A 23,248-nucleotide genomic window follows, 5' to 3' on the forward strand; every position below is an offset into this window, starting at 1 on the left:
CAGCGCCTCGCCGGTCAACGGTGTTCAGGCGATGGTATCGACCACGCCTCCGTCCACGCGCAACGCCGCGCCGGTGGTGGCCGATGCCTGTTTGGACGAGACGTACACCACCATGTTGGCCACTTCCTCGATGCTCGCAGCACGTTGAATGATCGAGCTTGGCCGATGGGCCATGACGAAATCGGCAGCGGCGTCTTCCAGGGACTTCCCGGTTTTGGCGACTTCATCCTTGAGCATGTCGGCAACGCCCTCGGACAGCGTCGGCCCTGGCAGCACCGCGTTGACCGTCACGCCGGTTCCGGCCATGCGTTTGGCCAGACCACGAGACACCGACAGGTTGGAGGTCTTGGTGAAACCGTAGTGGATCATGTCGGCCGGAATGTTCAGCCCTGACTCAGAAGAGATGAACACGATCCGGCCCCAACCGCGCTGGGCCATGGCTTGTGCATAGGCGCGGGACAGGCGAATGCCGGACATGACGTTGACGTCGAAGAACCGCTGCCAGACATCGTCCGGTGTTTCGAAGAAGTCCTGCGGGCCATAGATGCCGACGTTGTTGATCAAGATGTCGACGTTGGGTACAGCGGCTACCAACTCATCACAACCGCTGGCGCTGCCCACGTCGGTGGCGACACCGCGCACCTTGGCGTTGTGTACTTCTTTCTGGATGTTGGCAACGGCAGCGTCGACCGCTTCTTGCTTGCGCCCGTTGACGATCACCTCCGCCCCCGTGCCCGCAAGGCCTTTGGCGATGGCGTAACCAATGCCCAGCGTCGAGCCTGTGACCAATGCGGTTTTGCCGGTCAGATCAATGTTCATGTCGGAATGCTCCTTGATGGTGAAAGATCGTGCTGTAGGGATGAATGAGGATAGACCGCAAGGTGCGATGGTGAGTGCGGTGAGATTTCAGCCCCGCCACAGTCCCGCTTCTGCCGCAGGCATAAAATTCTTGCGCGCCGCAATCTTGCTTCTGCCGAAGGCATAAAATTCTTGCGCGCCGCATGCCTGCTTCTGCCGGAGGCGTAGGAGCCATGCTTGCAGGCGATGGGCTGCGAAGCGGCCCCACGTTCAGCACCTTCTATCGAACCTGACACACCGCATGCACAGGTTTACTGCCGGTACCCGGCAGATCGCGGGCAAGCGACGCTCCTACGCCCTGCGTGCAGAATCAAAAGCGATGCGTTGCGCGCAACAGTCCCGCTTCTGCCGAAGGCGTAACATTCTTACGCGCCGCAATCTTGCTTCCGCCGAAGGCATAAAATTCATGCGCGCCGCATGCCTGCTTCTGCCGGAGGCGTAGGAGCCATGCTTGCAGGCGATGGGCTGCGAAGCGGCCCCACGTTCAGCACCTTCTATCGAACCTGACACACCGCATGCATAGGTTTACTGCCGGTACCCGGCAGATCGTGGGCAAGCGACGCTCCTACGCCCTCCGGGCAGAATCAAAAGCTTCGCGAGCAGGCCCATTCCCGGAGGGCCTCCCGTCAGAATCAAAATGTCGCAAACACCCATTATCCCGTTGTCTACCGCGCGATTTACGTCTAGTTTGCTGCCCCAACATAAGTACAAAAATTCAGGAGTCATCGATGCAACCGATTCGTCTCGGTCTGGTGGGCTACGGCAAAATTGCCCAGGATCAACACGTCCCCGCAATTCATGCCAACCCTGCGTTTGAGCTGGTCGCAGTCGCTACCCAAGGGCAGCCCTGCGCCGGGGTGGAAAACTTTCTGTCCTTGAGTGAGCTGCTGGAGAAGGGGCCACAGGTCGATGCCGTCGCGTTTTGCACACCGCCCCAAGGACGTTTTGCCCTTGTGCGTGAGGCGCTGGCCGCCGGCAAGCATGTGTTGGTAGAAAAGCCGCCCTGCGCCACGCTCGGTGAAGCCATGGCCCTGGTGGATCTGGCGCGGGAACAAGGCGTCAGCGGTCTATTCGCCTGGCACTCGCGATACGCGCCGGGCATCGCTGCCGCCCGTGACTGGCTGGCAACCCGCACCCTGCAAAGCGTGCAGATCGACTGGAAAGAAGACGTGCGCAAATGGCACCCGGGTCAGGCGTGGATCTGGCAACCTGGCGGTTTGGGCGTGTTTGATCCTGGCATCAACGCTTTGTCGATTGCGACCCATCTGCTGCCCTTGCCAATCTTCGTCGAGTCAGCCGAACTGCACGTGCCCAGCAACTGCCAGTCGCCCATCGCCGCGTCCATCAAAATGTCCGACGCACGCCACCTGAATATCCGCGCCGAATTCGATTTTGACCACGGGCACGATGAGCTGTGGAGCATCGAAATCCGCTGCACCGAAGGCACGCTGCGTCTGGACAACGGCGGGGCCTTGCTGAGTATCGATGGCGTACGTCAGGCGGTGTCGGAGGAGGGTGAGTACGCGGCGGTGTATCGGCATTTCCAGCAACTGATTGGCGACAAGGCCAGTGATCTGGACCTGCAACCGCTGAGATTGGTCGCTGACAGCTTTTTTGTCGGCAGTCGGACTTCAGTTGAGCCGTTCTACGATTGATCGCCAGCCACCGTCAACGTTATACAAACACCGCATTCATCGGCGGATCCAAGCGAGGCGAGGATCAGGTGAATGCGGATCGACACCTGTCGCACAGATTTTCAGCCCTGATGAGGGCTCGCAGATTTTGTTATATCAGGCCGATCCCCTTAGAAAATGTTGCAAGGTCCTAATCCCTGGAACCTTATCCCGCCCTGAATCGCCAGACGATTTCCACAACTCGCAACGCCACCACCAGATAAATCAAACACAGGATTATCTGGAATATAACGTGGTAGCGCAGCTTCGCCAGCCTTCGCAGTCCATCGCTGATACTCAGAAACATCAGCACCGCCGAGAAGACAATCAGCCCCCAACCGGCAACATTGGCGGCGAAAACGCCGAAGAAAAACGGGTCATCGCTGGGCAGTGCTTGTGTACCCGCGGCGAAAAGCAGGGCGCAGACCAGCAGGTTCTTGATGTTGTCGAACACTTGGGTGCTGAGGTCTTTGTCCAGTGCGTCCAGATATTTTCGCCAGAGGGTTCGCATGGGTACCCGCCTCTTCATCACATAAGAATGGACATGAGCTTAGCGATAATTCCTGAAGGGCGACGGCAGTCCCATGATCGCTAAGCGCCCGCATATACCTCGGTACGGTTGCGTCCTTTGTGTTTTGCGGCATACAGCGCGGTGTCGGCGCGCTCGACGAAGATCTCCATGTTCGGGCATTCGTGTGGCAGGCAGCTGTAAACGCCCAGGCTGATGCTGACAAACCCCAACGGGTTACCTGCGTGTTCAAGATTGCGCGCGACAACCGTCAGGCGGATTTTTTCGGCGAGAGCGTAGGCACCTGCCGAGTCGTTGTAAGGCAGGAAAATCGCCATCTCTTCGCCGCCGTAGCGCACGGCCAGGTCGCCCGTGCGGTTGAGGCTGTCGCGGATGCACTGCGCCACCGCAACAATGCATTTGTCCCCGGCGACATGGCCATACGCATCGTTGTAGCTTTTGAACAGGTCGATATCGATCATGATCAGGCTCAACGGGTGCGGGTTGATGTCGGCAAACTCAAGGCTCAGCAGCTCCTGAAAATGCCGACGGTTGGCAAGGCCCGTCAGGCTGTCCTGCAGCGCAAGTTTTTCCAGCGAGTGGCTGGCAATGCGCAGTTGCGTTTCAGCTCTCAACCCGAAGCGAATCTGCTGGAACAGCAAAAGGCCGAACAGCAAATTGGCGATCAGCACGCAGACGATCACCAACATCGACCGCCACGCATTCTGCCGCCAGCTGTCGAGCACCTCGGACTCAGATAAACCCGCCAGCACGACCAAAGGGTAGCGATCCAGGCGTTTGTAGCCGTAAATGCGCTTGATGTTATCGAGCATGGAAATCACCGTCGCGGTGCCCTCGTAATGCTCGTTGAGATATTTGCTGAACAACTCGCCTTGCGCGATCGAGATCCCCGTAGAAGTCGTTGTCGACGGACGGCGCGCCAATACCATGCCATCGGCCAGCGCCAGGGTGATCACACCTTTTTCCCCGATATCGAAGCGGTCGAAGAAACGGTCGAAGTACACCAGTTCGATGGTCGCCAGCACCACCCCGGCAAAGTTGCCTTGCGCATCGTTGATACGCCGCGACAGCGGAATGACCCAATCGCCCGTGGTTCGACTGCGAATGGCACTGCCAATGTGCGGCAGCGTGCTGTCGATGGATTTGTGAAACTGAAAGTATTCGCGGTCGGCGTTGTTGGCATTGGCGGGCGTGTGCCCCATTGAGGTGGCAGCCCAGTTGCCATCCTTGTCGTAGATAAACAGCCCCTGGATTTGCTCGACGCTGGCAGCGGTTGCGCGCAGGAAATCATGCATGCGCGGGCTCAGTGCAGACTCGAAGCCATCGTAGGTAAGCCGCTCAATGATGCCGGCAACGGGAATGGAGGCTTCATCGAAAGCGTCATCGGCCTGCTGGGCCATTGAGCGCGACAAGTTGGAGGCGAAAGTATTGGCCATCGCCAGTTCGTGGTTGCGCGCTCCGCGCAGTTGCCACAGCGTGATACTGGTAATCGAGACGCACACCAAAATGGTGAATACCCCTGCCAGCCACAGGACGGGCATGCGCTTCAATCGTCGGTTTCTTGGGTTGAAGTACAGCCCGTCGTTGCGTTTCAAACCCCACTCCTTGAGAGCTACTGCTGCACAGAGAGTAGGGCAAGTTGTGGGGGGAGGGTAAGAAAAAAAGCGCGGAGCCAGCGGTTGGCTCCCACGGGATTTGTGCTGAACCGTTACGCTCACTGCGCCTTAGATCAAATGTGGGAGCGGACCTGTCCGCGAAGGCTATCGATAGGCGCTAGAAATCTGCAGCCTTTACATGCCTCTTCGCTGGCAGGTCCGCTCCCACGGATTTGGGTCAAATTCAGAATGTACAGCCGCTCGGATCATGTGCGGGCGACGAGTGCCTGCGCAGGCTAGCGCACTTCAACCCCCGCATTGCCATGGGTATCAGCTTGCTTCAATGGGGTGCTGTGCTCCGGGATGGGCGCCTTGAGCAGGACGAAATACGCCACTGCCGAGAGCATGGCAACAATGGCGCTGATGAGAAAAGCGCTGGCGAAGTGCCCTGAATACTGCACGCTGAAACCAGTGACGATGGGGGCGACCGAACCCGCAATATAGCCGCCGAAGTTCTGGATCGAACCGAGCGAGGCAACGCGCTTGGTGTCCACGACCGTGTTCACCACCATCCACGCCGTGGCACTGGACAGGTTGATGCCGAACAGCGCGCCGCACAGCAAGATCGTGCAGCCGGTCAGGCCCGTGACAAACGTCAGCGGCAAGGTAAACAGCGCTGCAATCACTAGCCCGCCGATCACCGTGTATTTACGGCTGTTGAGCACGCCCACGCCGCGTTTGACCAAACGGTCACAGATCCGCCCGGCGACGATGGTCCCCACAGCACCGAACACATAAGCGAACGACACCAGCCAGGCCGTCTGGTACGGGTCAAGGCCATGCTCGCGCTGGAAATATCCCGGCAGCCAGGTCAGGTGCAGCCAGAGCATGTAAATCACGCCCATGAACCCAAGAAACGTGCCCCAGGTGCTGCGGTGCTTGAACAGGTCCAGCCACCCGGCGAAGAAAGAAGGTTTCGGCGTGCTGTCGATGGCCGCGACCGGGACCGCCACCACGGGCTGTTCGCCGCTCGCCGCCAGCTGCGCCAGATACTGCGCGCGGCTTTTGTAAAACATCAGCCAGCACAGCGCCAGAATGATGCCGATCACGCCGGTGATGATGAACATCCCGCGCCAGCCAAAGTTGACCATGAACAGCGTCAGCACCGGCGGCGCCAGGCACGGCCCGATGCACGTCGAGGACCAGACGATGCCTGTAGGCGTGCCGCGCTCATGGGGTTCGAACCACTCGTTGAGTGTTTTGGCAGCCGAAGGAAACATCGGTGCCTCGCCGATCCCCAGCAAGACACGCAGGGCGAAGAAACTGCTGAAGCTGTTGATAAAGCCCGAGGCGGTCTGCGCAATCGACCAGACCATCAACGCGCCGCCCAAGGCGATTTTGCTGCCCAGCCGGTCGATCATCATGCCCATCGGCAACTGCGCGAAGGCATAGGCCAGCGAGAAGGCGGACAGCAAAATGCCCATCTCTGACGGGCTGATCAGCATGTCCTTCTGAATAGTGGTGTTGGCGATGGACAGCGCGCTGCGGTCCAGATAGTTGACGATGCCGAAGCACATCAAAAAGACGATGGTGATGGTCTGGTAGGTCTTGAGGCTTTTCATAGGCACCTTTTTTATTGTTGTTAAGGTTGCTTGCCGCCTCGTCAACGGCACGGGCGAAGCGGCAGAGTGTTCTACCTCGGGTTTCGATATGGGGTCAGGTCACCGCCCCGATCTGCCACGGCACGAATTCATTCTGGCCGTAACCGTGCTGCTCGCTTTTGCTGCGCTGGCCGGACGCAATGTCGAGCATCATCTGGAAGATGTAAGCGCCGCGCTCCTCAATCGTGGTGCTGCCATCGGCAATGCCGCCGCAGTTCACGTCCATGTCCTCTTCCTGATGGGCGAACATCAGGTTGTTGGTCGCCAGCTTGATCGACGGCGTAGGCGCACACCCGTAGGCCGAACCGCGCCCGGTGGTGAAGGCGATCAGGTTCGCGCCGCCAGCCACTTGGCCGGTGGCGGACACTGGGTCGTACCCCGGCGTGTCCATGAATACCAAGCCCTGCGCAGTGACTTTTTCAGCGTATTCGTACACGCCCATCAGATTGGTCGAACCGGCCTTGGCGACCGCACCGAGGGACTTTTCCAGAATCGTCGTCAGCCCGCCGGCCTTGTTCCCCGCTGACGGATTGTTGTTCAGCTCAGCGTTCATGCGTTGGCAGTAGTCTTCCCACCAGTGAATCCGCTCGATCAGTTTTTCACCAACGGCCCGGCTTACAGCGCGGCGTGTGAGCAGGTGCTCGGCGCCGTAAATTTCCGGAGTCTCAGAAAGAATGGCCGTGCCGCCTGCCGCCACCAGTCTGTCCACTGCGTTGCCCAGCGCCGGGTTGGCGGTGATCCCTGAATAACCATCAGAACCGCCGCATTGCAGACCGACTAGCAGATGCCGGGCGCTGACGGTTTCGCGTTTGATCTGATTGGCTTCGTCCAGCAGCGATTTGACCTGCTCGATGCCGCTGGCGATGGTTTTCGAGGTGCCGCCTGTGCCCTGAATGGTGAACGCGCGCAGCTGGTTGCTGGCGGTCAGCCCCTGACTGTCGAGCAAGTCTTGAATCTGATTGGTTTCACAGCCCAGCCCGACCACCAAAACGGCGGCGAAATTCGGATGCACTGCGTAGCCAGCCAAGGTTCGCCGCAACAGGTCGATGGCTTCGCCCTTGGAATCGATGGCGCAACCGGAGCCGTGGGTGAGCGCCACCACGCCATCAACATTGGGATACGCCGCCAACGCTTCCGGAAAGATGTCACGCCGGAAGCGGTCGGCTATCGCCCGGGCCACCGTCGCTGAGCAGTTCACCGAGGTCAGGATTCCAATGTAATTGCGCGTTGCCACTCGGCCGTCAGCCCGGACGATGCCCTGGAAAAACGCCTCGGCTTTTGGCGTCTCGTGGGCATCGACACCGAATGCGTAATCGCGGGAAAAGTCCGACATCTCCACGTTCTGCACGTGCACGTGTTGCCCGGCTTCAATGGGCTGCGAGGCGAAACCGATGATCTGCCCATAGCGGCGCAATGGCTGGCCTTTTTCGACACGGACAGTCGCGACCTTGTGCCCGGAAGGGATCGCCTCCAGCACCGTGATGCCTTCATCGGCCAGGCGCATGCCTTCGCTCAGCGGCTGGCGAGCGATCAGCACGTTATCGAGGGGGTTTAGCCGGATGACCACGGCGCTGCTGTCGAAGGCAGGCGTTTTGGCAATGAGTTCCATGAAGCCTCTCAGGACGGTCGCCGCCTGCATCTGCGTTCAGAACGCAACGGCTCCCGGGGCTGGGAACATCACCAGGGACAGCGCCGGAGCAGGCAGTCAGATTCTTGTTATGCACGGGCTTTGGGGCGCCCGCATCAGTTGCCGATCACTCTATGAAGCCGTTTGATAATTTCCCAATGAAAGGTTTCGATTGATTGATAACCGGCGGTTATCAACCCGACGCCACAGGATTTTGCGCTTTAAGGCAGCCCATGAACTGCTCGACCGCCGCCGACATTGGCCTGGATCTGGACGTCAGCAAACCCAGATTAGCCATCGCCAGCGGTAGTTCCACGGGCAATACGGCGATCATGGCGTAACGCTGGTAGTGCTCGGCGACATCGTTGGGCACCACCGCAATCATGTCCGAGGACTCGATCATTGAGGTGGTCGCCAGGATCGAGGCGGTTTCGACGATATCCAGCGGATGCACCAGTTGCGCGGCCTGTAGCGCGTGTTCGACCTGACGACGCATTGGGCTGCCGATCGGGTGCAGAATCCACGTCTGCTGCGCGAGATCGGCCAGCGTCGGTCTGGCTTTGCCCGCCAGCGGGTGGTCGGGACGAGCGATGATGCGCATCTGCTCGCCTTGTTCGAACAGCTGAATATCGATGCCATGGCTGTCGATCTGATCCGGCAAGCGCCCGAGCACCACATCGAAATCGCCGCGAATCAGCGCGGGCAGCAGGGTGTCGCTGGTGCCCACTTCAATCGAGAGGCGCACGTTCGGGTATTGCGCCTTGAATGCGAGCACGCCGCGGGTCAACAAGGTCGGCACCGGCCCCATCACGGCGCCGATGCGCACACGCCCCGAGGCACCGCGCGCCAGTTCGGCGATCTGCGCTTCGGCGTTTTCAAACTCATGCAGCGCACCCTGGGCGTAGCGAATCATCACTTCGCCGTACAACGTGGGCTGCATGCCTCGGGGCAAGCGCTCGAACAGCTGAACGCCCAGCCGCTCCTCCAATTGCTGGAGCAACAGGCTGGCCGCAGGTTGCGAGGTGTGAATCGCACCGGCGGCCTTACCCAGATTGCCCAGTTCACCAAGGGCGTTGAGCAAAGCGATCTGCCGGCTGGAAATTTTTAGGCTGGTGAAGGAGGGGAGATCAGCGTTGTGCTCAGTCATATCGAATCTAATATCGATGATTAGGATTTGGCGATTATGCGCGTATGGCGATTGGGCCTACAGTCATTTCACGCGCATTCGTTTGTAGGAGCGCGCTTGCCCGCGAATGCGTCCCGTCATTCAACGGATGCATAACAGGCGCATCGCAATCATCCGGATGCGGCCCAGAACAAGCGCGCTCTAGCGGACCAAACACTCCGAAAACAATAAGAGACCCCCCATGCCAATCACCATCACCTCCATCACCACCCGCGACATCCGCTTCCCCACCTCCCTGTCGCTGGACGGCTCGGATGCCATGAACAGCGCGCCGGATTATTCGGCGTCCTACGTGGTGCTGCACACCGATTCGTCCGACAAACTGGAAGGCCACGGTCTGACCTTCACCATCGGTCGTGGCAACGAAATTTGTGTCGCTGCGATTGAATCGCTGGCGCCGATGATCGTCGGCAAGACCCTGGAGGACATCACCGCCGACATGGGCGCGTTCTGGCACCACATCACCGCAGGCGACAGCCAGTTGCGCTGGTTGGGCCCGGAAAAAGGCGTCATCCATCTGGCCACCGCTGCGCTGGTCAATGCCGTCTGGGACTTGTGGGCCAAGACCGAGGGCAAACCGGTGTGGAAACTGTTGGCCGACATGACGCCCGAGCAGCTCGTCAAATGCCTGGATTTCAGCTACGTCACTGACGCGATTACCCCGGAAGAAGCGATCGCTCTGTTGCGCCGTCAGGTGCCGGGCAAGGCCAGGCGTGAGGCGCAGATGCTCGAAGAGGGTTATCCCGGCTACACCACTGCGCCCGGCTGGTTGGGTTATTCGGAAGAGAAAATGCGCCATCTTGCCCGTGAAGCCGTGGCCGAGGGCTGGACCCATATCAAGCAGAAGATCGGTGCGGACATCGAAGAAGATCTGCGTCGCGCCGCGATTCTGCGAGACGAACTGGGTTGGGAGCGCACGCTGATGATGGACGCCAATCAGGTCTGGAGCGTGGAGGAGTCGATCCACAACATGCGTCGGCTGGCGGCGTACGAGCCGTGGTGGATTGAAGAACCGACCAGTCCCGACGACATTCTTGGCCACGCCACGATCCGCCAGAAGATCAAGCCGATTGGCGTGGCCACCGGCGAGCACTGCCACAACCGGGTGATGTTCAAGCAGATGTTTCAGGCTGGCGCGCTGGATTTCTGCCAAGTGGACGCCGCGAGATTGGGTGGTTTGAACGAGGTGCTGGTGGTGCTGTTGATGGCAGTGAAGTTCGATGTGCCGGTGTGTCCGCACGGCGGTGGCGTCGGGTTATGCGAGTACGTGCAGAACATCTCGCTGTTCGATTACATCGCTGTGTCCGGCTCGCTGGAAAACCGCGTGCTGGAATATGTCGATCACCTACACGAGCACTTTCTTGATCCAGTAGTCATCCGTCGTGGCCGTTACATGCCACCTCAACGTGCGGGCTACAGCATCGAAATGCACCCGGAGACGCTGGATCGTTATCAGTTTCCGAATGGAGCGGTGTGGGTGGATTTGGCAGAGAAGTAGCCTCTTCAGTTGTAGGAGCGCGCTTGCCCGCGAAAGGTTTTCCTGTGACGAATCCATCCACAGGGCTATCGTTTTCGCGGGCAAGCGCGCTCCTACAGCTATGTGCGTACGCAATTGGGCGACATCTATATAGCGTGGCGCGACAGGCTAATCGGCGTCGCGTATCCGGCGCGGGCCTTTCGATCCGGTGGGCGGTATGATTTGCGCACTCTACCCGACCACGGTGTGACATGACCTCTCCGGACCCCGCCAAACCTGCTGCGCCTGAACGTGATCGGCTCAGCGCCTCTTTATTAGGTGCTGGCTGTGAACCTGATCCCCGATTTACTCTGGCCAACGAACGTACCTTTCTTGCCTGGATTCGTACGGCGTTGGCCTTTCTGGCTGGCGGCATTGCCGTGGAAGCTTTCACCGGCGAAGTGTTCGGTCCTGACTTGCGCAGGGGTGTGGCGCTGACGCTGTTGGTGTTGGCGATGCTGGTCAGCGGCAGTGCCTGCGTGCGCTGGTTGAACGTCGAGCGCGCTATGCGCCAACGCAAACCGCTGCCATTGCCGGTGTTGGTGCCAATCCTGTCCCTGGGCGGGGCACTGGTGGCCGCGGGGCTGATTGTGTTTTTGAGTGTCGGCGCGTCGTGACCGGCAGCGCGGGTCGAAACCTGGCTGTCATTGGGCACGATGATCCTGGGCTGCAGCCTGAGCGGACGCTGCTTGCATGGCGGCGCACGCTGCTGACGCTGATGGTCTGCTGCATCCTGTTCCTGCGCTGGATTCCGCACTTTGGCCTGTGGGCATTAACGCCGACAATCGTTGCGCTGATGGCATGTCTGCTGGTGCAAATCGGGCTGAACGCCCGCTATCGCAAAAGCACCAAAGGCATGTGCGTGGAGCGCGTTCCCGCGCCGTTGCGTGAAGTGGTGGTGCTGGGATTGACCGTTATCGGGCTGAGTCTGATCGCGGTGTATGCGGTGGTGTTTCCCTGACAGTTTGACCAAAACCTGTAGGAGCCAACTTGTTGGCGAGGCGGGCGATGAGGTTTAGCAGTTGTGCCGCCTCGCGAACAAGTTCGCTCCTACAGACCGGGCGTATTGCTCAGTTACGCCGTCGCTGGCTCCTGATAAAACGCGTAATCGGTGTATCCCACCTCTGTCCCGCCAAAGAAGGTCGGGCGATCGTACGGGTTCAGCGGCAGGTTGTGGCGCAGCCGCTCTGGCAGGTCCGGGTTTGCGATGAAATCCCGACCAAACGCCACCAGATCCGCATCGCCGGCCTGCAAAATGGCCTCTGCGGACTCACCGTTAAAACCACCGGCAGCCATGATCACGCCCTTGTAGTGCTTGCGAATCAGCTGCGTGGCCACGGGGGCGGGATCGGCGTTTTCATCCTCGATATTGCCCAGAATGCGTGGCTCGATCAGGTGAATGTACCCCAGATTCAGCGGCGCCAACTGCTGCGCTACATAGGTGAACAGTGCCTCAGGATCGCTATCGCCCATGTCGCCCCAGGTCCCGCTCGGGCCAACACGCACGGCGACGCGATCACTGCCCCAGACTGAAACCAGCGCGTTGGTCACTTCCAGCAGAAACCGTGCGCGGTTTTCAATCGAACCGCCATAGCGGTCGGTGCGTTTGTTGCTGTTGTCCTGAAGAAACTGGTCGACCAGATAACCGTTGGCGCCGTGCAGCTCAACACCGTCAAAGCCTGCGGTGACGCCGCGCTGGGCGGCCGTACGGAAGCTTTCGACGAGCGACTGAATTTCATCGACGGTCAGCGCGCGGTTCGGCGTGTTCGGCACCCAGCCTTCGGTGGTGTAAGCAACCCCGCCGTGCAGCACTTCGGACGGACCGACTGTGGCGAATCGCGATTCAGGCGCTTGAGGCCAGTAAATTGGATTTCCCAAGACGGATAAACGGGGCACCGTTCCCATCACTTCGGACATTTGCTCTGTAATGCTCGCGACATTCCATCGCTCTGCAGGCGCCGACGTGTTGGCGAGGCGTGCGACGGGATGTATTGCGAGGGTCGTCTCGCGAGGGTTGTCTCGCGAATCAATTCGCTCCTACAGAATAAGGATTCCTCCCAGGAGCCTTAATCAGTCACATCCACCACAGCAATCCCGGCCGCTTTATTCTCTTTTCGCTCATTGAGCCAGTCGTTCACCTGAGCGCCGAACTCCGCAGGCGCTTTGCGCGCGGTACGTCGTCCAAGATCAAGAATGGTTTGCTGAGCCAGCGCCTCTTCCATGCGTTTTTGTGCGGTCATCATCGCGGCATGAATGCCGCACATGCCCTCTACCGCCCAGTCTGGCGGCGAGCCGTCGAACACCGCGCAACGGCCGCGAATCTCCCTGCAATCGAAAATCAGCTTGTGCCCGTCAATGGCGTTGACGATGTCCAGCAGGCTGATCTCATCTGACGGTCTGCCCAGTTTGAAACCGCCACGCACGCCTTCGGTGGCAACCACCAGTTTGGCCTTGGCCAGCTTGGTAAACACCTTCGCCAGATACTCCAGCGGCACGCCCTGCAGCTCCGCGAGGTCTCGCACACTGGCTTCGCGGCTCTCGCCACGCTCGTCCATCAACAGCAGCAGACAGTGGATGCCGTATTCGACGCCGGCACTGTAAAGGGACATGTGTATCTCCGACTAGATTGATCGGCATAAAGCTACCAATTTACACGGGTGTGCAGCAAGGAATCGTTAGGGTCCGCGACCAGCGGGCGGCCGGTTCCATTTTTTTTGTTCACTCCATACCCGCAGCAGATAGCTGATCCAGAGCCATTTTAGGCGGTCAGGCTGGCTGAGGCCCACAAACAAGACAAAAAACCACTTGCCGAAAATAACTCCGATCAATAGAGTCGTAGTTGTTCTGAGATGGTCGCTAACTCCGACCGTATCAACCAGCACCGGCCCGCGTCATCGATGCTATCGCCAGCGCTTACTCAAACCGAAAACGACTTGTTATCTATCCGGAGCACACAATGAAAAAGCAGATTCTGATCGTCGGCGCAGGTTTTGGCGGCATGTGGAGTGCCTTGAGCGCAGCGCGTTTGCTGGACATGCATGAGCGTGATGACGTGGAAATCACCGTGCTGGCCCCGCAAGCCGAACTGGCGGTACGCCCTCGTTTCTACGAGCAGCAAGTGCATCAGATGAAATTGCCGCTCGGTCCGCTGTTCGACGCGGTGGGTGTGAAGTTCGTGCGCGGTGTTGCCAGCAAGATCGATGTCGCCGGCAAACGGGTTGAGTTCACCGATGCCAACGGTATCTCGTCCGCGATCAGCTACGACAAATTGGTGCTGGCAGCCGGCAGCCGGGTTGTTCGTCCGACTGCGGTAAAAGGGGTGGAGCATGCGTTCGACGTCGACCTGATCGCCGAAGCGAGCCGCCTTGAAACCCATATTCACGCACTGGCCCAGCAGCCTGAGTCTGCGGCTCGCAACACGGTCGTCGTGGCGGGCGGTGGCTTCACCGGTATCGAAACCGCCACTGAAATGCCCGCCCGGTTGCGCGCCGTGCTGGGCGCCGATGCCAAGGTGAATGTGATCATCGTCGACCGTGGTAGCAAAATCGGCGCGTCACTGGGTGAAAACATCAGCCCCTCCATCGTCGAAGCCAGCGAGTCGCTGGGTGTCGAGTGGAAGCTTAATGCCTCGGTGGTGTCGGTGGACGAACACGGCGTGACCTTGGCGGACGGCCAGCGCATCGACGCTAAAACCGTGGTCTGGACAGTCGGTGTGCGTGCCAGCTCACTGACCGAACAAGTGCCGGGCGAGCGTGACAGCTACGGCCGCCTGCACGTTGATCGCAATCTGAAAGTCATCGGTCAGCAAGACATCTACGCCACTGGCGATACCGCCTATGCCGCGACGGACGATGAGGGCAACTTCGCGATGATGACCTGTCAGCACGCCATCGCTTTGGGTCGCTCGGCGGGCAATAACGTCGCTGCTGATCTCCTGGGTGAAGCGCCGACGCCCTACAGCCAGGTCAAATACGTTACCTGCCTGGATCTGGGCGAGTGGGGCGCGGTGTACACCGAAGGCTGGGATCGTCAGGTGAAACTGATCAAGGCCGAAGCCAAAAAACTGAAAACCACCATCAACTCGGTGTGGATCTACCCACCGGCGGCGGATCGGGTGTCGGCACTGGCGGCGGCTGATCCGTTGATTCCAGTGGTGGCTTAAAGAACACCGACTGTAGGAGCGCGCTTGCCCGCGATTGCAATGTGCCTGTGACAAATGTGTCCACCGGCATACCGACATCGCGGGCAAGCGCGCTCCTACAAATCAATACGCCGCAACCAACCCGTCTTTACGTGGATCGGTGCCACCGACATAGCCATGCTCGGTGCGCTGGATGATCTGCGCGCCGCCAAACGCGAACACACCACTGGGCTCTTCGACGTCGATGTCGTGGCCTTTGGCGCGTAGTTCTGCCACCACCAATCGATCGAACGAGCGCTCGACGGCGACTTTCAAGCCCGCTTCCAGTCTCCAGCGCGGTGCATCCGCCGCCGCCTGCGGGTTCTGTTTGTAGCGCAGGATGCGCATCATCATCTGCAAGTGACCTTGCGCCTGCATCGGTCCGCCCATCAAGCCGAAAGACATCAACGGCGTGCCGTCGGCGTTCATCACAAAGCCTGGAATGATGGTGTGGAAAGGGCGCTTGCCCGGTGCGACGGTGTTGACGTGACCGGGATCGAGAGTGAAGCCCGCGCCACGATTCTGCAGGCTGATGCCGGTGCCAGGCACCACGACACCCGAACCAAAGCCCATGTAGTTGGACTGAATAAACGAGACCATCATGCCGCTCTCGTCCGCTGCCGACAGGTACACCGTGCCGCCAGCCTTGGGCGAGCCGTGACCCGGATTGGCCGCCTGCTCGTTGACCAGTGCGGCGCGTTCCATCAGGTACGTCGGGTCCAGCAAATGCTCGGAGCGCACACGCATGTGATCGTTGTCGGCCACGTGCTCGTCGAGATCGGCCAACGCCAGCTTCATCGCTTCGAGCACCGGATGCACCGTCTCGGCGCTGTCCACCGGATGCTCGCCAACGCCCAAGGCTTCGAGCATGGTCAGGCCGGAAAGCGTGGCGATGCCCTGGCCGTTGGGCGGCAATTCGTGGACTACCGCTCCGGCATAGGGCACCGACAAAGTCTCGATCCAATCCACGCTGTGGGTCGCCAGATCATCCAGGCTCATGACGCTGCCGTTGGTGTGGGCGTGAGCGATGATCGCCTGCGCCAACTCACCGCGATAGAACGACTCGCCCTTGGTATCGGCAATCGATTGCAGGGTTTTCGCGTGGTCTTTCAAGCGAACTTTCTCGCCTGCTTTCGGCGCTTTACCGCCCTGCAGGAAGCATTCGGCAAAGCCCGGCTGATCTTTCAATAGCCCGGCACCGCGACGCCACAACTCGGCAATGATCGGCGTGACCTGATAGCCATCCCGCGCATAACCGATGGCAGGTTCTGCCAGGGTCGCGAACGGCAATTTGCCGTAGCGGTCGGACAAGGCCACCCAGGCCGACACGGCGCCCGGCACGGTGACCGCGCCCCAACCGCGCTGCGGCATCTCTTTCTGGCCTTCGAAATACTCCGGGGTCCAGGCCTTCGGCGAGCGTCCCGAGGCATTGAGGCCCTGCAACTTCTCGCCGTCCCAGACAATGGCGAACGCATCGCTGCCGATGCCGCAACCGGTGGGCTCGACCACGGTCAGCACCATGGCCGCCGCGATGGCCGCATCGACCGCGTTGCCGCCTTTGCGCAGCATGTCCAGCCCCGCTTGGGCTGCCAGCGGCTGGGAGCAGGCGACCATGTTGTTGCCCATCACCGGCGAGCGGGCGGACGCGTAAGGTTGGCTGTAATCCAGATCATCGAACATGAGTAGACTCTCTTGGCAGTGAAAATTTCAGACTCTGTGAAAACTACTGCGCTCGGCAATACGGCGTTAAAAGCAGGCCGGAAATGCTCATTTAGAACACCTAGACTCCGCTTTCCGGCCTGCTTTTGCCTTGTCTTGCCATCGCTCGTGACGTTTTCACAAAGCCTGAGTATTAGTTTTTTGGGTCCAGGGCGTCACGCAACCCATCGCCCAGCAGGTTGAAACACAGCACCGTGATGTAGATCGCCACACCGGGGGCAATCGACATCCACGGCGCCTGTTCCATGAAATTTTTCGCGGTGTTGAGCATCGAGCCCCAGGACGGTGAGGGCGGTTGCTGCCCCAGCCCGAGGAACGACAAACTGGCTTCGGCAAGAATGGCCGAAGCGATGGTCAGCGTGGCTTGCACCACCAGCGGCGACATCACGTTTGGCAGCACGTAGCGCAGGATGATCCAGCGATCCGGCAGACCGATGGCGCGGGCGCCTTCCAGATAATCCTCGTGACGAATCGCCAGTACCTGACCCCGCGTCAGGCGGGAAAAGATCGGCATCGCTGACAGGCCGATAGCGATCATCGCGTTGGTCAGGCTCGGGCCGAGAAACGCACCCAGGGCAATCGCCAACACCAGAAACGGACAGGACAGCAGCGCTTCCATGATTCGCGAGATCACCGCATCGAGCTTGCCGCCGAAGTAGCCAGCAATGAGCCCCAGCGGCACGCCGATGACCATGGCAATCGCCACCGAAACACCCCCGGCGAGCAAGGAGCTGCGTGCGCCCCACAGCAGGCGGGAAAACAGATCGCGGCCCAGTTCATCGGTGCCCAGCCAGTACATCATCGACGGCGCTTTACGTACGGCCAGGAAGTTGGCTTTCAGGGGATCGTACGGCGCAATCCACGGCGCCAGCAGCGCGGCGAGGATGAACACCAGCAACACCACCGAACCAATCACCGCGCCTTTGTTCGCCAAAAATTTACGCACGAAAGGCGAGCGGGTGCGCGGCTTGAGCGCGATGTCGTTGGCGCGGAAGGCTTGCGGGGCTATCGCGGTCATCAGGCAGTCCTCAGGCGCGGGTTGATCATGCGGTACAACACATCCGCCAACAGATTGAGCAGCAGAAAACCGATGGCGACGCACAGCACCACGCCTTGCACCACGGCGTAATCGCGGTTGAACACAGCGTCGACAATCATCTTGCCGAAGCCCGGAATGCTGAACACTTGCTCGGTCAGCACCGCGCCGCCCAGCAACTCGCCAAACAGCAACGTGGTCAGGGTGACGATGGGCATCAGTGCGTTGCGCAGGGCGTGTTTCAAAATCACCGTGCGCGGGAATAACCCTTTGGCCCGCGCCGTGCGCACGTAATCGGCACGCAGCACTTCGAGCATGGCGCTGCGGGTGTGGCGCATCAGCACGCCAGACAGCCCGGCACCGAGGACGAAGGCCGGCAAGATCAGGGTTTTCAGGTTTTGCCCGACGTCTTCGCCCAGCGGCACGAAGCCTGAGGCGGGGAGCCATTGCAGCTTCACGGCGAAGATCATGATCAACAGAATCCCCAGCCAGAAGTGCGGAATGGAGATCCCCGACAAGGCAAAGATGTTGGCCCCGTAATCCACCGCCGTGCCTTTGCGCACGGCGGAAATCACCCCGGTGGGAATGCCGATCAGCAGCGCGATGATCAACGCCAGCACCGCCAGTTCAATGGTCACCGGCAGCTTGGAAGCCAGCAGCGCGGTGACCGGTTGTTCGGTGCGTAGCGACGTGCCGAAGTCCCCTTGCAGCACGTTGCCGACCCAATGGATGTACTGCAGCGGCACCGGATCATTGAGCCGGTATTTATCGCGCAGATATTCCATCACCGCGGGGTCGCGTTCTTCGCCTGCCATCGCCAGCACCGGATCACCCGGCAGCAGTTTCTGCAGGGTGAACACGAACAGCGACACCAGAATCAGCGTCGGGATGGCGCTGAGCAAGCGTCTGAAGATGAATGTCAGCATGCGCAATCCTCGAAGCCGAACCGGTTAGCCGCGGGCGGGGTGATCATTTGAAAGCAACATCCGTCAGGCGAATCAAGCCGTCCGGGCTTGGCACGAACCCGGTGATATTGCTGCGCATGGCGATGATGCGTGGATCGAAATACAGGTAGCTGCCCGGCACATCCACGGCCAGCAGACGCAGCGCCTCGAAGTACAACGCCTGGCGGGCGGCTTCATCGTTGGTGGTGCGCGCCTTGTTCAGCAGTTCGTCCAGTTTCGGGTCGCAGAAGTGGCCGTCGTTCTGGCCGCCCTTGCAGGTCACGAACTGGTGAATATTGCCGTCCGGATCAGGGCGCCCGGACCAGGCCGTCATGCCGATCTGGAAGTTGCCCGACTGCTGTTCGCTAAGCAGCGTGGCGTATTCGGTGGCAACCAGATTCACCTTGAAGCCGGCTTCTTCGGCCATGGCCTGGACGATCTGCCCGACTTGCTGAGCGATAGGGTTGTTCGCCACTTTCAGCTCGACTTCCAGCGGCATCTTCACGCCCGCTTCGGTCAGCAGTTTCTTGCTCTGCTCAACATCGCGCGCCGGGATCGGCAGGCTTTTGTCGTAGTACGGGCTGCTGGTCGGGAACGGCTGCGCGCTCGGCGCAAACAGACCTTCGAACACCACCTGATTGATCGCGTCACGGTCGATAGCCAGCTCAAATGCCTTGCGCACGCGCTTGTCCTGACCCATCGGCGTCTTGGCCCGTTCGCCGTTGTTGGTGTTGTACATCAGCTGCATGTAACCCAGACCCGGCGTGTTGAAGACCTGCAATTTGCTGTCGGCCTTGGCAGTTTTCACGTCGGTGGGCGCCACGCGTTCGATGATGTCCAGATCGCCCGAGCGCAGGTTAGCCAAGCGCACTGAAGTGTCCGGAATTGGCAGGAAAATCACTTTGTCGAAGTGGTACGCCTGCTTGTTCCAGTAGTTGTCGAAACGCTCCAGCACGATGCGATCCTGCTGTACCCGCTGCACGAATTTATAGGGCCCGGAGCAGATCGGTTTGGAGCCGACTTCGGTGGCCGAGGCCTTGGGCGCGAGCATCATCCCGGCGCGGTCCGACAGCTGGGAGATCAGCGTGGCGTCCGGCTGCTTGACTTTGATCGCCACGGTTTTGGCGTCGATCACGTCCACGCTTTCCACCGACGACAATTCGCTCTTGCGCAGCGAGTCGGGCAGGGTGCGGGCGCGGTCCAGGTTGAACTTCACGGCGGCGGCGTCGAACACTTCGCCATCGTGAAAGGTCACGCCGTCGCGCAGGGTCATGGTCAGCATCTTGCCGTCCTCGCTCCAGCTCCAGGCAGTGGCCAGTTGCGGCACGTATTTGAGCTGCGGGCTGATGTCCACCAACTTGTCGCAAAGCGCGGTGTAGACCAGACGGCCCGAGTAGGTGCGCGAGCGATGGGGGTCCAGCACGTCCGGATCGTCCTGAATGCCGATGCGCAGGGTGGATTCGGCAAAAGCAGCATTGGCAGCGAGCAGTAACAGCGTTCCCGTCATCAGGTGGGCGAACTTCATGGCTGACTCTCCAGAGATAAGGCTTGATGGCTTTTGAACAGATTCAGGCGCTGGCTGTAGGCCGCGCTTGGCGTGGGCACTACCAGCGAACCGGCCCCGGCATTGGCGATTTCGCGCCAGTAGTGGCAGGCAACCTGACGCTCGGCTTCAACGGTTTCAAAGACCGGTTTGACGTCACGGCACAAGGGTTTGGCGTGGGGGCAGCGGGTGTGAAAGCGGCAGCCGGACGGTGGCTTGCTCGGGCTCGGCATGTCTCCGCCGAGCACCGGCCGCGGGTGGCGCAAGTCAGGATGGCTCACGGGCACGGCGGCCATCAGCGCCTGGGTATAAGGGTGGAAGGGCGTTTCGAACAGCGCGTTGACCGGCGCCAGTTCGACGATTTCGCCCAGGTACATCACCGCCACTCGGTCGCTCATGTGACGAATCACCGCCAGGCCGTGAGCAACGATCACCAGCGTCAGACCAAACTGATGCTTGAGGTCTTCAAGCAGATTGACCACCTGCGCCTGCACCGAAACATCCAGCGCCGACACCGGCTCGTCGCCCAGAATCAGGCGCGGCTCAGAGGCCAGGGCGCGGGCGATGCCGATGCGCTGGCGCTGGCCGCCGGAGAATTCATGAGGAAAACGGCTGCCATGCTCCGGCGCCAGACCTACCGTGCGCAGCAGTTCAGCGACCTTGTCCTGACGCGCACTGCGGCTGTCATCGCGGTGCAGCCAGATCGGTTCGCCGACAATGGCTTCTACACTCATGCGCGGGTTGAGCGAGGCGAAGGGGTCCTGAAAGATGATCTGCAGATCACGGCGCACCTGACGCAGCTTCTCGGGCGCAAGATTAGCCAGATTGCGGCCTTCGTAAATTACGTCGCCAGCAGTGGGTTTGAGCAGGTTCAGCAGCACCCGGCCAAGGGTCGATTTACCTGAGCCGGACTCGCCCACCAGCGCCAGGGTTTCGCCCCGGCGCACTGCCAGCGAGACTTCATTGACCGCCTGCACCGGTGGCTTCTTGCGCTGGAACAAACCGGTTTCGCTGAAGAAGTGTTTGCTGACGCCGATGCTTTCCAGGATCGGGGTTTGCGTATCGGGTGCTGGACTGATGTCGCGTTCTGCTGCGCTCATGCGCTGACTCCCAGGTGCTGTTCCAGCGGCACGCGGATGCACGCGGCGAAATGGTCGGGCGATACTTCCAGCAGCGGCGGACGTGCTTCGCGGCAGGCGGCGATGACGAATGGGCAACGCCCGGCGAAGCGGCAACCGCTGGGCATTTCAGCCGGGGTCGGCACGCGGCCGTTGATGGTCGCCAGACGTCCTTCTCGCGGACCAATGGATGGCATCGAACCCATCAGGCCGATGGTGTAGGGGTGCTGCGGGTCATCGAAAAGTGTTTTCACCGAGCCGCTTTCAACGACCTGTCCCGCGTACATCACCATCACTTCATCGGCCACTTCAGCGACCACGCCCAGGTCGTGGGTGATGAGGATCATCGAGGTGCCGGTCTCGGCTTGCAGGTTGCCGATCAGCGAAAGAATCTGCGCCTGAATCGTCACGTCCAGCGCAGTGGTGGGTTCATCGGCGATGATCAGCGCGGGGTCGTTTGCCAACGCCATAGCGATCATCGCGCGCTGGCGCATGCCGCCGGAAAGCTCATGGGGATAAGCGTCCAGACGCTGGGCGGCGTCGGGCACGCGGACTTTTTCCAGCATCTGCAACGCGCGTTGACGGGCTTCTTTGCTGGAGAGGCCTTGGTGGCGGATCACGCTTTCGGCGATCTGCTCGCCTATGGTGAACACCGGGTTGAGCGAGGTCATCGGCTCTTGAAAAATCATCGCCATGCGATTGCCGCGCACGTCCATTAATCGCTCGTCGGACATGCCCAGCAAGGTTTCGTCTAGCAGACTTGAAGCGCTGGCGCTGACTGTCGCGGTGTCGGGCAGCAGGCCCATCAGCGCCATGGAAGTCACGCTTTTACCGCAGCCTGATTCGCCGACGATGGCCAGTGTTTTGCCCGGCTGCACCTTGAAAGACACGCCATCGACCACATTGGCCGGTGCGCCTTTGAAGCGCACGGTCAGGTCAGTGACGCTCAAGACCGGACGCGCGTTGGCGGGAAGTTGCTGGCTCATAAGCTCGCCTCAAGATCCTGATGAATGACGTTGTCCAGCGCCTGTTGCAGCGCGCGCAAATGCCCGCGCATGGCGGTCGCGGCCTTGATCGGGTCGCGGCTTTCAATGGCGGTGACGATGTCGTCGTGGTCGTGGCTGTAGGTGCTGAGGCGGTCGGTGTTGCGTGCCCGTTGGCGCAGGTCGCGCCAAGCCGGGTCAAGCCGTATCGCGTCGAGCATTTCGAAGATGTCCAGCATCAGCCGGTTGCCTGCTGCTTCAGCGATACCGCGATGCAGCGCGCTGTCCCACAGCTCGATGCCTTCAGCGTCGGTTTCATCGGCTGTCTGCTGGCGAGTGGTGCGTTCGGCGAGGCGTCTGATAATTGCCATTTGCTCGCCGCTTGCCCGGACTGCGGCCAATGACGCTAGTGCCGGTTCCAGATGCAAACGGGCTTCCATGACCTCACTGAAATTGGTTCGGCTCGATAATTTGGCAAAACTCATGGACGCGCTGGGCGGGGTAGGGCCGACAAAGGTGCCTTTGCCCTGACGGCGCCAGATCTGGCCTTCGGCTTCCAGTACGGCCAGCGCGCGACGAATCGCCCGACGGCTGAGGCCGAAATCTACTGCCAGTTCTCGCTCGGTAGGCAGCGCGCGTTGGGGAAACGCCGCGTGCTGGGCCACTATCTGGCGCAGGGCGTCGAGGGCCAGTTTTGAAGCATTGTCGTGAGCGGCGTCAGTCTCGAGTCTTTCCATGAGGGTTTCTCGTGACAAGCTGAAAAAGGAGTGCAAGCGCCGATCAGACACGACGTTGCGATGCAAAGAAGATTGCAAGGGTGATGCCAATTTTAATTGGTTCGCTGAGGCGGATCGTGGTTTGACGAAATATTGGCTCTCAGCCAAGGAGGACGCTGGGCCAATAGTCCAATGGTTCGGGAATATGGTTCGCGGGGAATGGAGGATTGGTTCGGCATGATCCGAACCAATTTTGTACGGGGGCGTTTTGTGTGGGCGTTTTGGGTACAAACGCCTCTTTAGCGTGCGCTGAAGTAACCTTGTGGGGTGGACTGGTCTTTTTGACTGACGGGAGCCCGTGGGA

At 60.2% G+C, this 23,248-nt stretch carries 20 protein-coding genes; 5 read left to right on the plus strand and 15 right to left on the minus strand.

Annotated features, from left to right (window positions below; all coding sequences use genetic code 11):
* Positions 1-24 precede the first annotated feature (24 nt).
* Positions 25-819, minus strand: coding sequence for an SDR family NAD(P)-dependent oxidoreductase (locus ACWKV9_RS03055; RefSeq protein ID WP_483834599.1), 795 nt, complete (start codon positions 817-819; stop codon positions 25-27).
* A 767-nt stretch (positions 820-1,586) separates the two neighbouring features.
* Between ACWKV9_RS03055 and ACWKV9_RS03060 the strand changes: the two genes are divergently transcribed.
* Positions 1,587-2,513 carry a Gfo/Idh/MocA family protein gene (locus ACWKV9_RS03060; RefSeq protein ID WP_483834600.1) on the plus strand — a complete coding sequence of 309 codons (927 nt, stop codon included), beginning with the start codon at positions 1,587-1,589 and terminating at the stop codon, positions 2,511-2,513.
* A 184-nt stretch (positions 2,514-2,697) separates the two neighbouring features.
* On the opposite strand, the gene ACWKV9_RS03065 is transcribed toward ACWKV9_RS03060, so the two are convergent.
* From ACWKV9_RS03065 to ACWKV9_RS03085, 5 genes are all read right to left on the minus strand, one after another.
* The gene (locus ACWKV9_RS03065; protein ID WP_483834601.1) at positions 2,698-3,042 is read right to left on the minus strand and encodes a hypothetical protein; all 345 of its coding nucleotides are present in this window, start codon (positions 3,040-3,042) and stop codon (positions 2,698-2,700) included.
* Between the two features lie 80 nt (positions 3,043-3,122).
* A complete protein-coding gene (locus ACWKV9_RS03070) occupies positions 3,123-4,655 on the minus strand; it encodes a sensor domain-containing diguanylate cyclase (RefSeq protein ID WP_483834602.1) in 1,533 nt (510 codons plus the stop codon).
* Positions 4,656-4,951: 296 nt separating this feature from the next.
* The gene (locus ACWKV9_RS03075) at positions 4,952-6,277 is read right to left on the minus strand and encodes an MFS transporter (RefSeq protein WP_483834603.1); all 1,326 of its coding nucleotides are present in this window, start codon (positions 6,275-6,277) and stop codon (positions 4,952-4,954) included.
* 94 nt (positions 6,278-6,371) lie between these two features.
* Entirely contained in the window at positions 6,372-7,925 is a 1,554-nt protein-coding gene (locus ACWKV9_RS03080; protein WP_483834604.1) for a UxaA family hydrolase, read from the minus strand.
* 211 nt (positions 7,926-8,136) lie between these two features.
* Positions 8,137-9,090: a LysR substrate-binding domain-containing protein gene (locus tag ACWKV9_RS03085; RefSeq protein ID WP_483834605.1), complete on the minus strand. Its 954-nt coding sequence runs from the start codon at positions 9,088-9,090 to the stop codon at positions 8,137-8,139.
* A 220-nt stretch (positions 9,091-9,310) separates the two neighbouring features.
* Between ACWKV9_RS03085 and ACWKV9_RS03090 the strand changes: the two genes are divergently transcribed.
* The 3 genes from ACWKV9_RS03090 to ACWKV9_RS03100 all read left to right on the plus strand — a co-directional run bounded on the left by ACWKV9_RS03090 (position 9,311) and on the right by ACWKV9_RS03100 (position 11,606).
* Positions 9,311-10,627, plus strand: coding sequence for an L-fuconate dehydratase (locus tag ACWKV9_RS03090; RefSeq protein WP_483834606.1), 1,317 nt, complete (start codon positions 9,311-9,313; stop codon positions 10,625-10,627).
* 230 nt (positions 10,628-10,857) lie between these two features.
* Complete coding sequence (locus ACWKV9_RS03095) at positions 10,858-11,262, plus strand: YidH family protein (RefSeq protein ID WP_483834607.1); 405 nt, start codon at positions 10,858-10,860, stop codon at positions 11,260-11,262.
* On the plus strand, positions 11,259-11,606 hold the full coding sequence (locus ACWKV9_RS03100) for a DUF202 domain-containing protein (protein WP_483834608.1): 348 nt from the start codon (positions 11,259-11,261) through the stop codon (positions 11,604-11,606). The genes ACWKV9_RS03095 and ACWKV9_RS03100 overlap by 4 nt, the downstream gene beginning before the upstream one ends.
* A gap of 113 nt (positions 11,607-11,719) precedes the next feature.
* On the opposite strand, the gene ACWKV9_RS03105 is transcribed toward ACWKV9_RS03100, so the two are convergent.
* Positions 11,720-12,541, minus strand: coding sequence for an oxidoreductase (locus ACWKV9_RS03105; protein WP_483834609.1), 822 nt, complete (start codon positions 12,539-12,541; stop codon positions 11,720-11,722).
* Positions 12,542-12,711: 170 nt separating this feature from the next.
* Positions 12,712-13,254, minus strand: coding sequence for an RrF2 family transcriptional regulator (locus ACWKV9_RS03110; protein ID WP_483834610.1), 543 nt, complete (start codon positions 13,252-13,254; stop codon positions 12,712-12,714).
* A gap of 347 nt (positions 13,255-13,601) precedes the next feature.
* Between ACWKV9_RS03110 and ACWKV9_RS03115 the strand changes: the two genes are divergently transcribed.
* Positions 13,602-14,807, plus strand: a complete 1,206-nt coding sequence (locus ACWKV9_RS03115) for an NAD(P)/FAD-dependent oxidoreductase (RefSeq protein WP_483834611.1) — start codon at positions 13,602-13,604, stop codon at positions 14,805-14,807.
* Positions 14,808-14,909: 102 nt separating this feature from the next.
* On the opposite strand, the gene ACWKV9_RS03120 is transcribed toward ACWKV9_RS03115, so the two are convergent.
* From ACWKV9_RS03120 to ACWKV9_RS03150, 7 genes are all read right to left on the minus strand, one after another.
* Positions 14,910-16,505 (minus strand): gamma-glutamyltransferase family protein, encoded by a 1,596-nt coding sequence (locus ACWKV9_RS03120; protein WP_483834612.1) that lies wholly within the window; start codon positions 16,503-16,505, stop codon positions 14,910-14,912.
* A 172-nt stretch (positions 16,506-16,677) separates the two neighbouring features.
* Complete coding sequence (locus ACWKV9_RS03125) at positions 16,678-17,562, minus strand: ABC transporter permease (RefSeq protein WP_483834613.1); 885 nt, start codon at positions 17,560-17,562, stop codon at positions 16,678-16,680.
* Positions 17,562-18,506, minus strand: a complete 945-nt coding sequence (locus ACWKV9_RS03130; protein ID WP_483834614.1) for an ABC transporter permease — start codon at positions 18,504-18,506, stop codon at positions 17,562-17,564. Before ACWKV9_RS03130 ends, ACWKV9_RS03125 begins: the two co-directional genes overlap by 1 nt.
* Positions 18,507-18,549: 43 nt before the next feature.
* Positions 18,550-20,049 carry an ABC transporter substrate-binding protein gene (locus tag ACWKV9_RS03135; protein WP_483834615.1) on the minus strand — a complete coding sequence of 500 codons (1,500 nt, stop codon included), beginning with the start codon at positions 20,047-20,049 and terminating at the stop codon, positions 18,550-18,552.
* Positions 20,046-21,167, minus strand: coding sequence for an ABC transporter ATP-binding protein (locus ACWKV9_RS03140; RefSeq protein WP_483834616.1), 1,122 nt, complete (start codon positions 21,165-21,167; stop codon positions 20,046-20,048). The genes ACWKV9_RS03135 and ACWKV9_RS03140 overlap by 4 nt, the downstream gene beginning before the upstream one ends.
* Positions 21,164-22,171 (minus strand): ABC transporter ATP-binding protein, encoded by a 1,008-nt coding sequence (locus ACWKV9_RS03145; protein ID WP_483834617.1) that lies wholly within the window; start codon positions 22,169-22,171, stop codon positions 21,164-21,166. Before ACWKV9_RS03145 ends, ACWKV9_RS03140 begins: the two co-directional genes overlap by 4 nt.
* Complete coding sequence (locus ACWKV9_RS03150; protein WP_483834618.1) at positions 22,168-22,905, minus strand: FadR/GntR family transcriptional regulator; 738 nt, start codon at positions 22,903-22,905, stop codon at positions 22,168-22,170. The genes ACWKV9_RS03145 and ACWKV9_RS03150 overlap by 4 nt, the downstream gene beginning before the upstream one ends.
* Between the last annotated feature and the right edge of the window lie 343 nt (positions 22,906-23,248).

The sequence above is a fragment of the Pseudomonas corni genome (assembly GCF_057128765.1).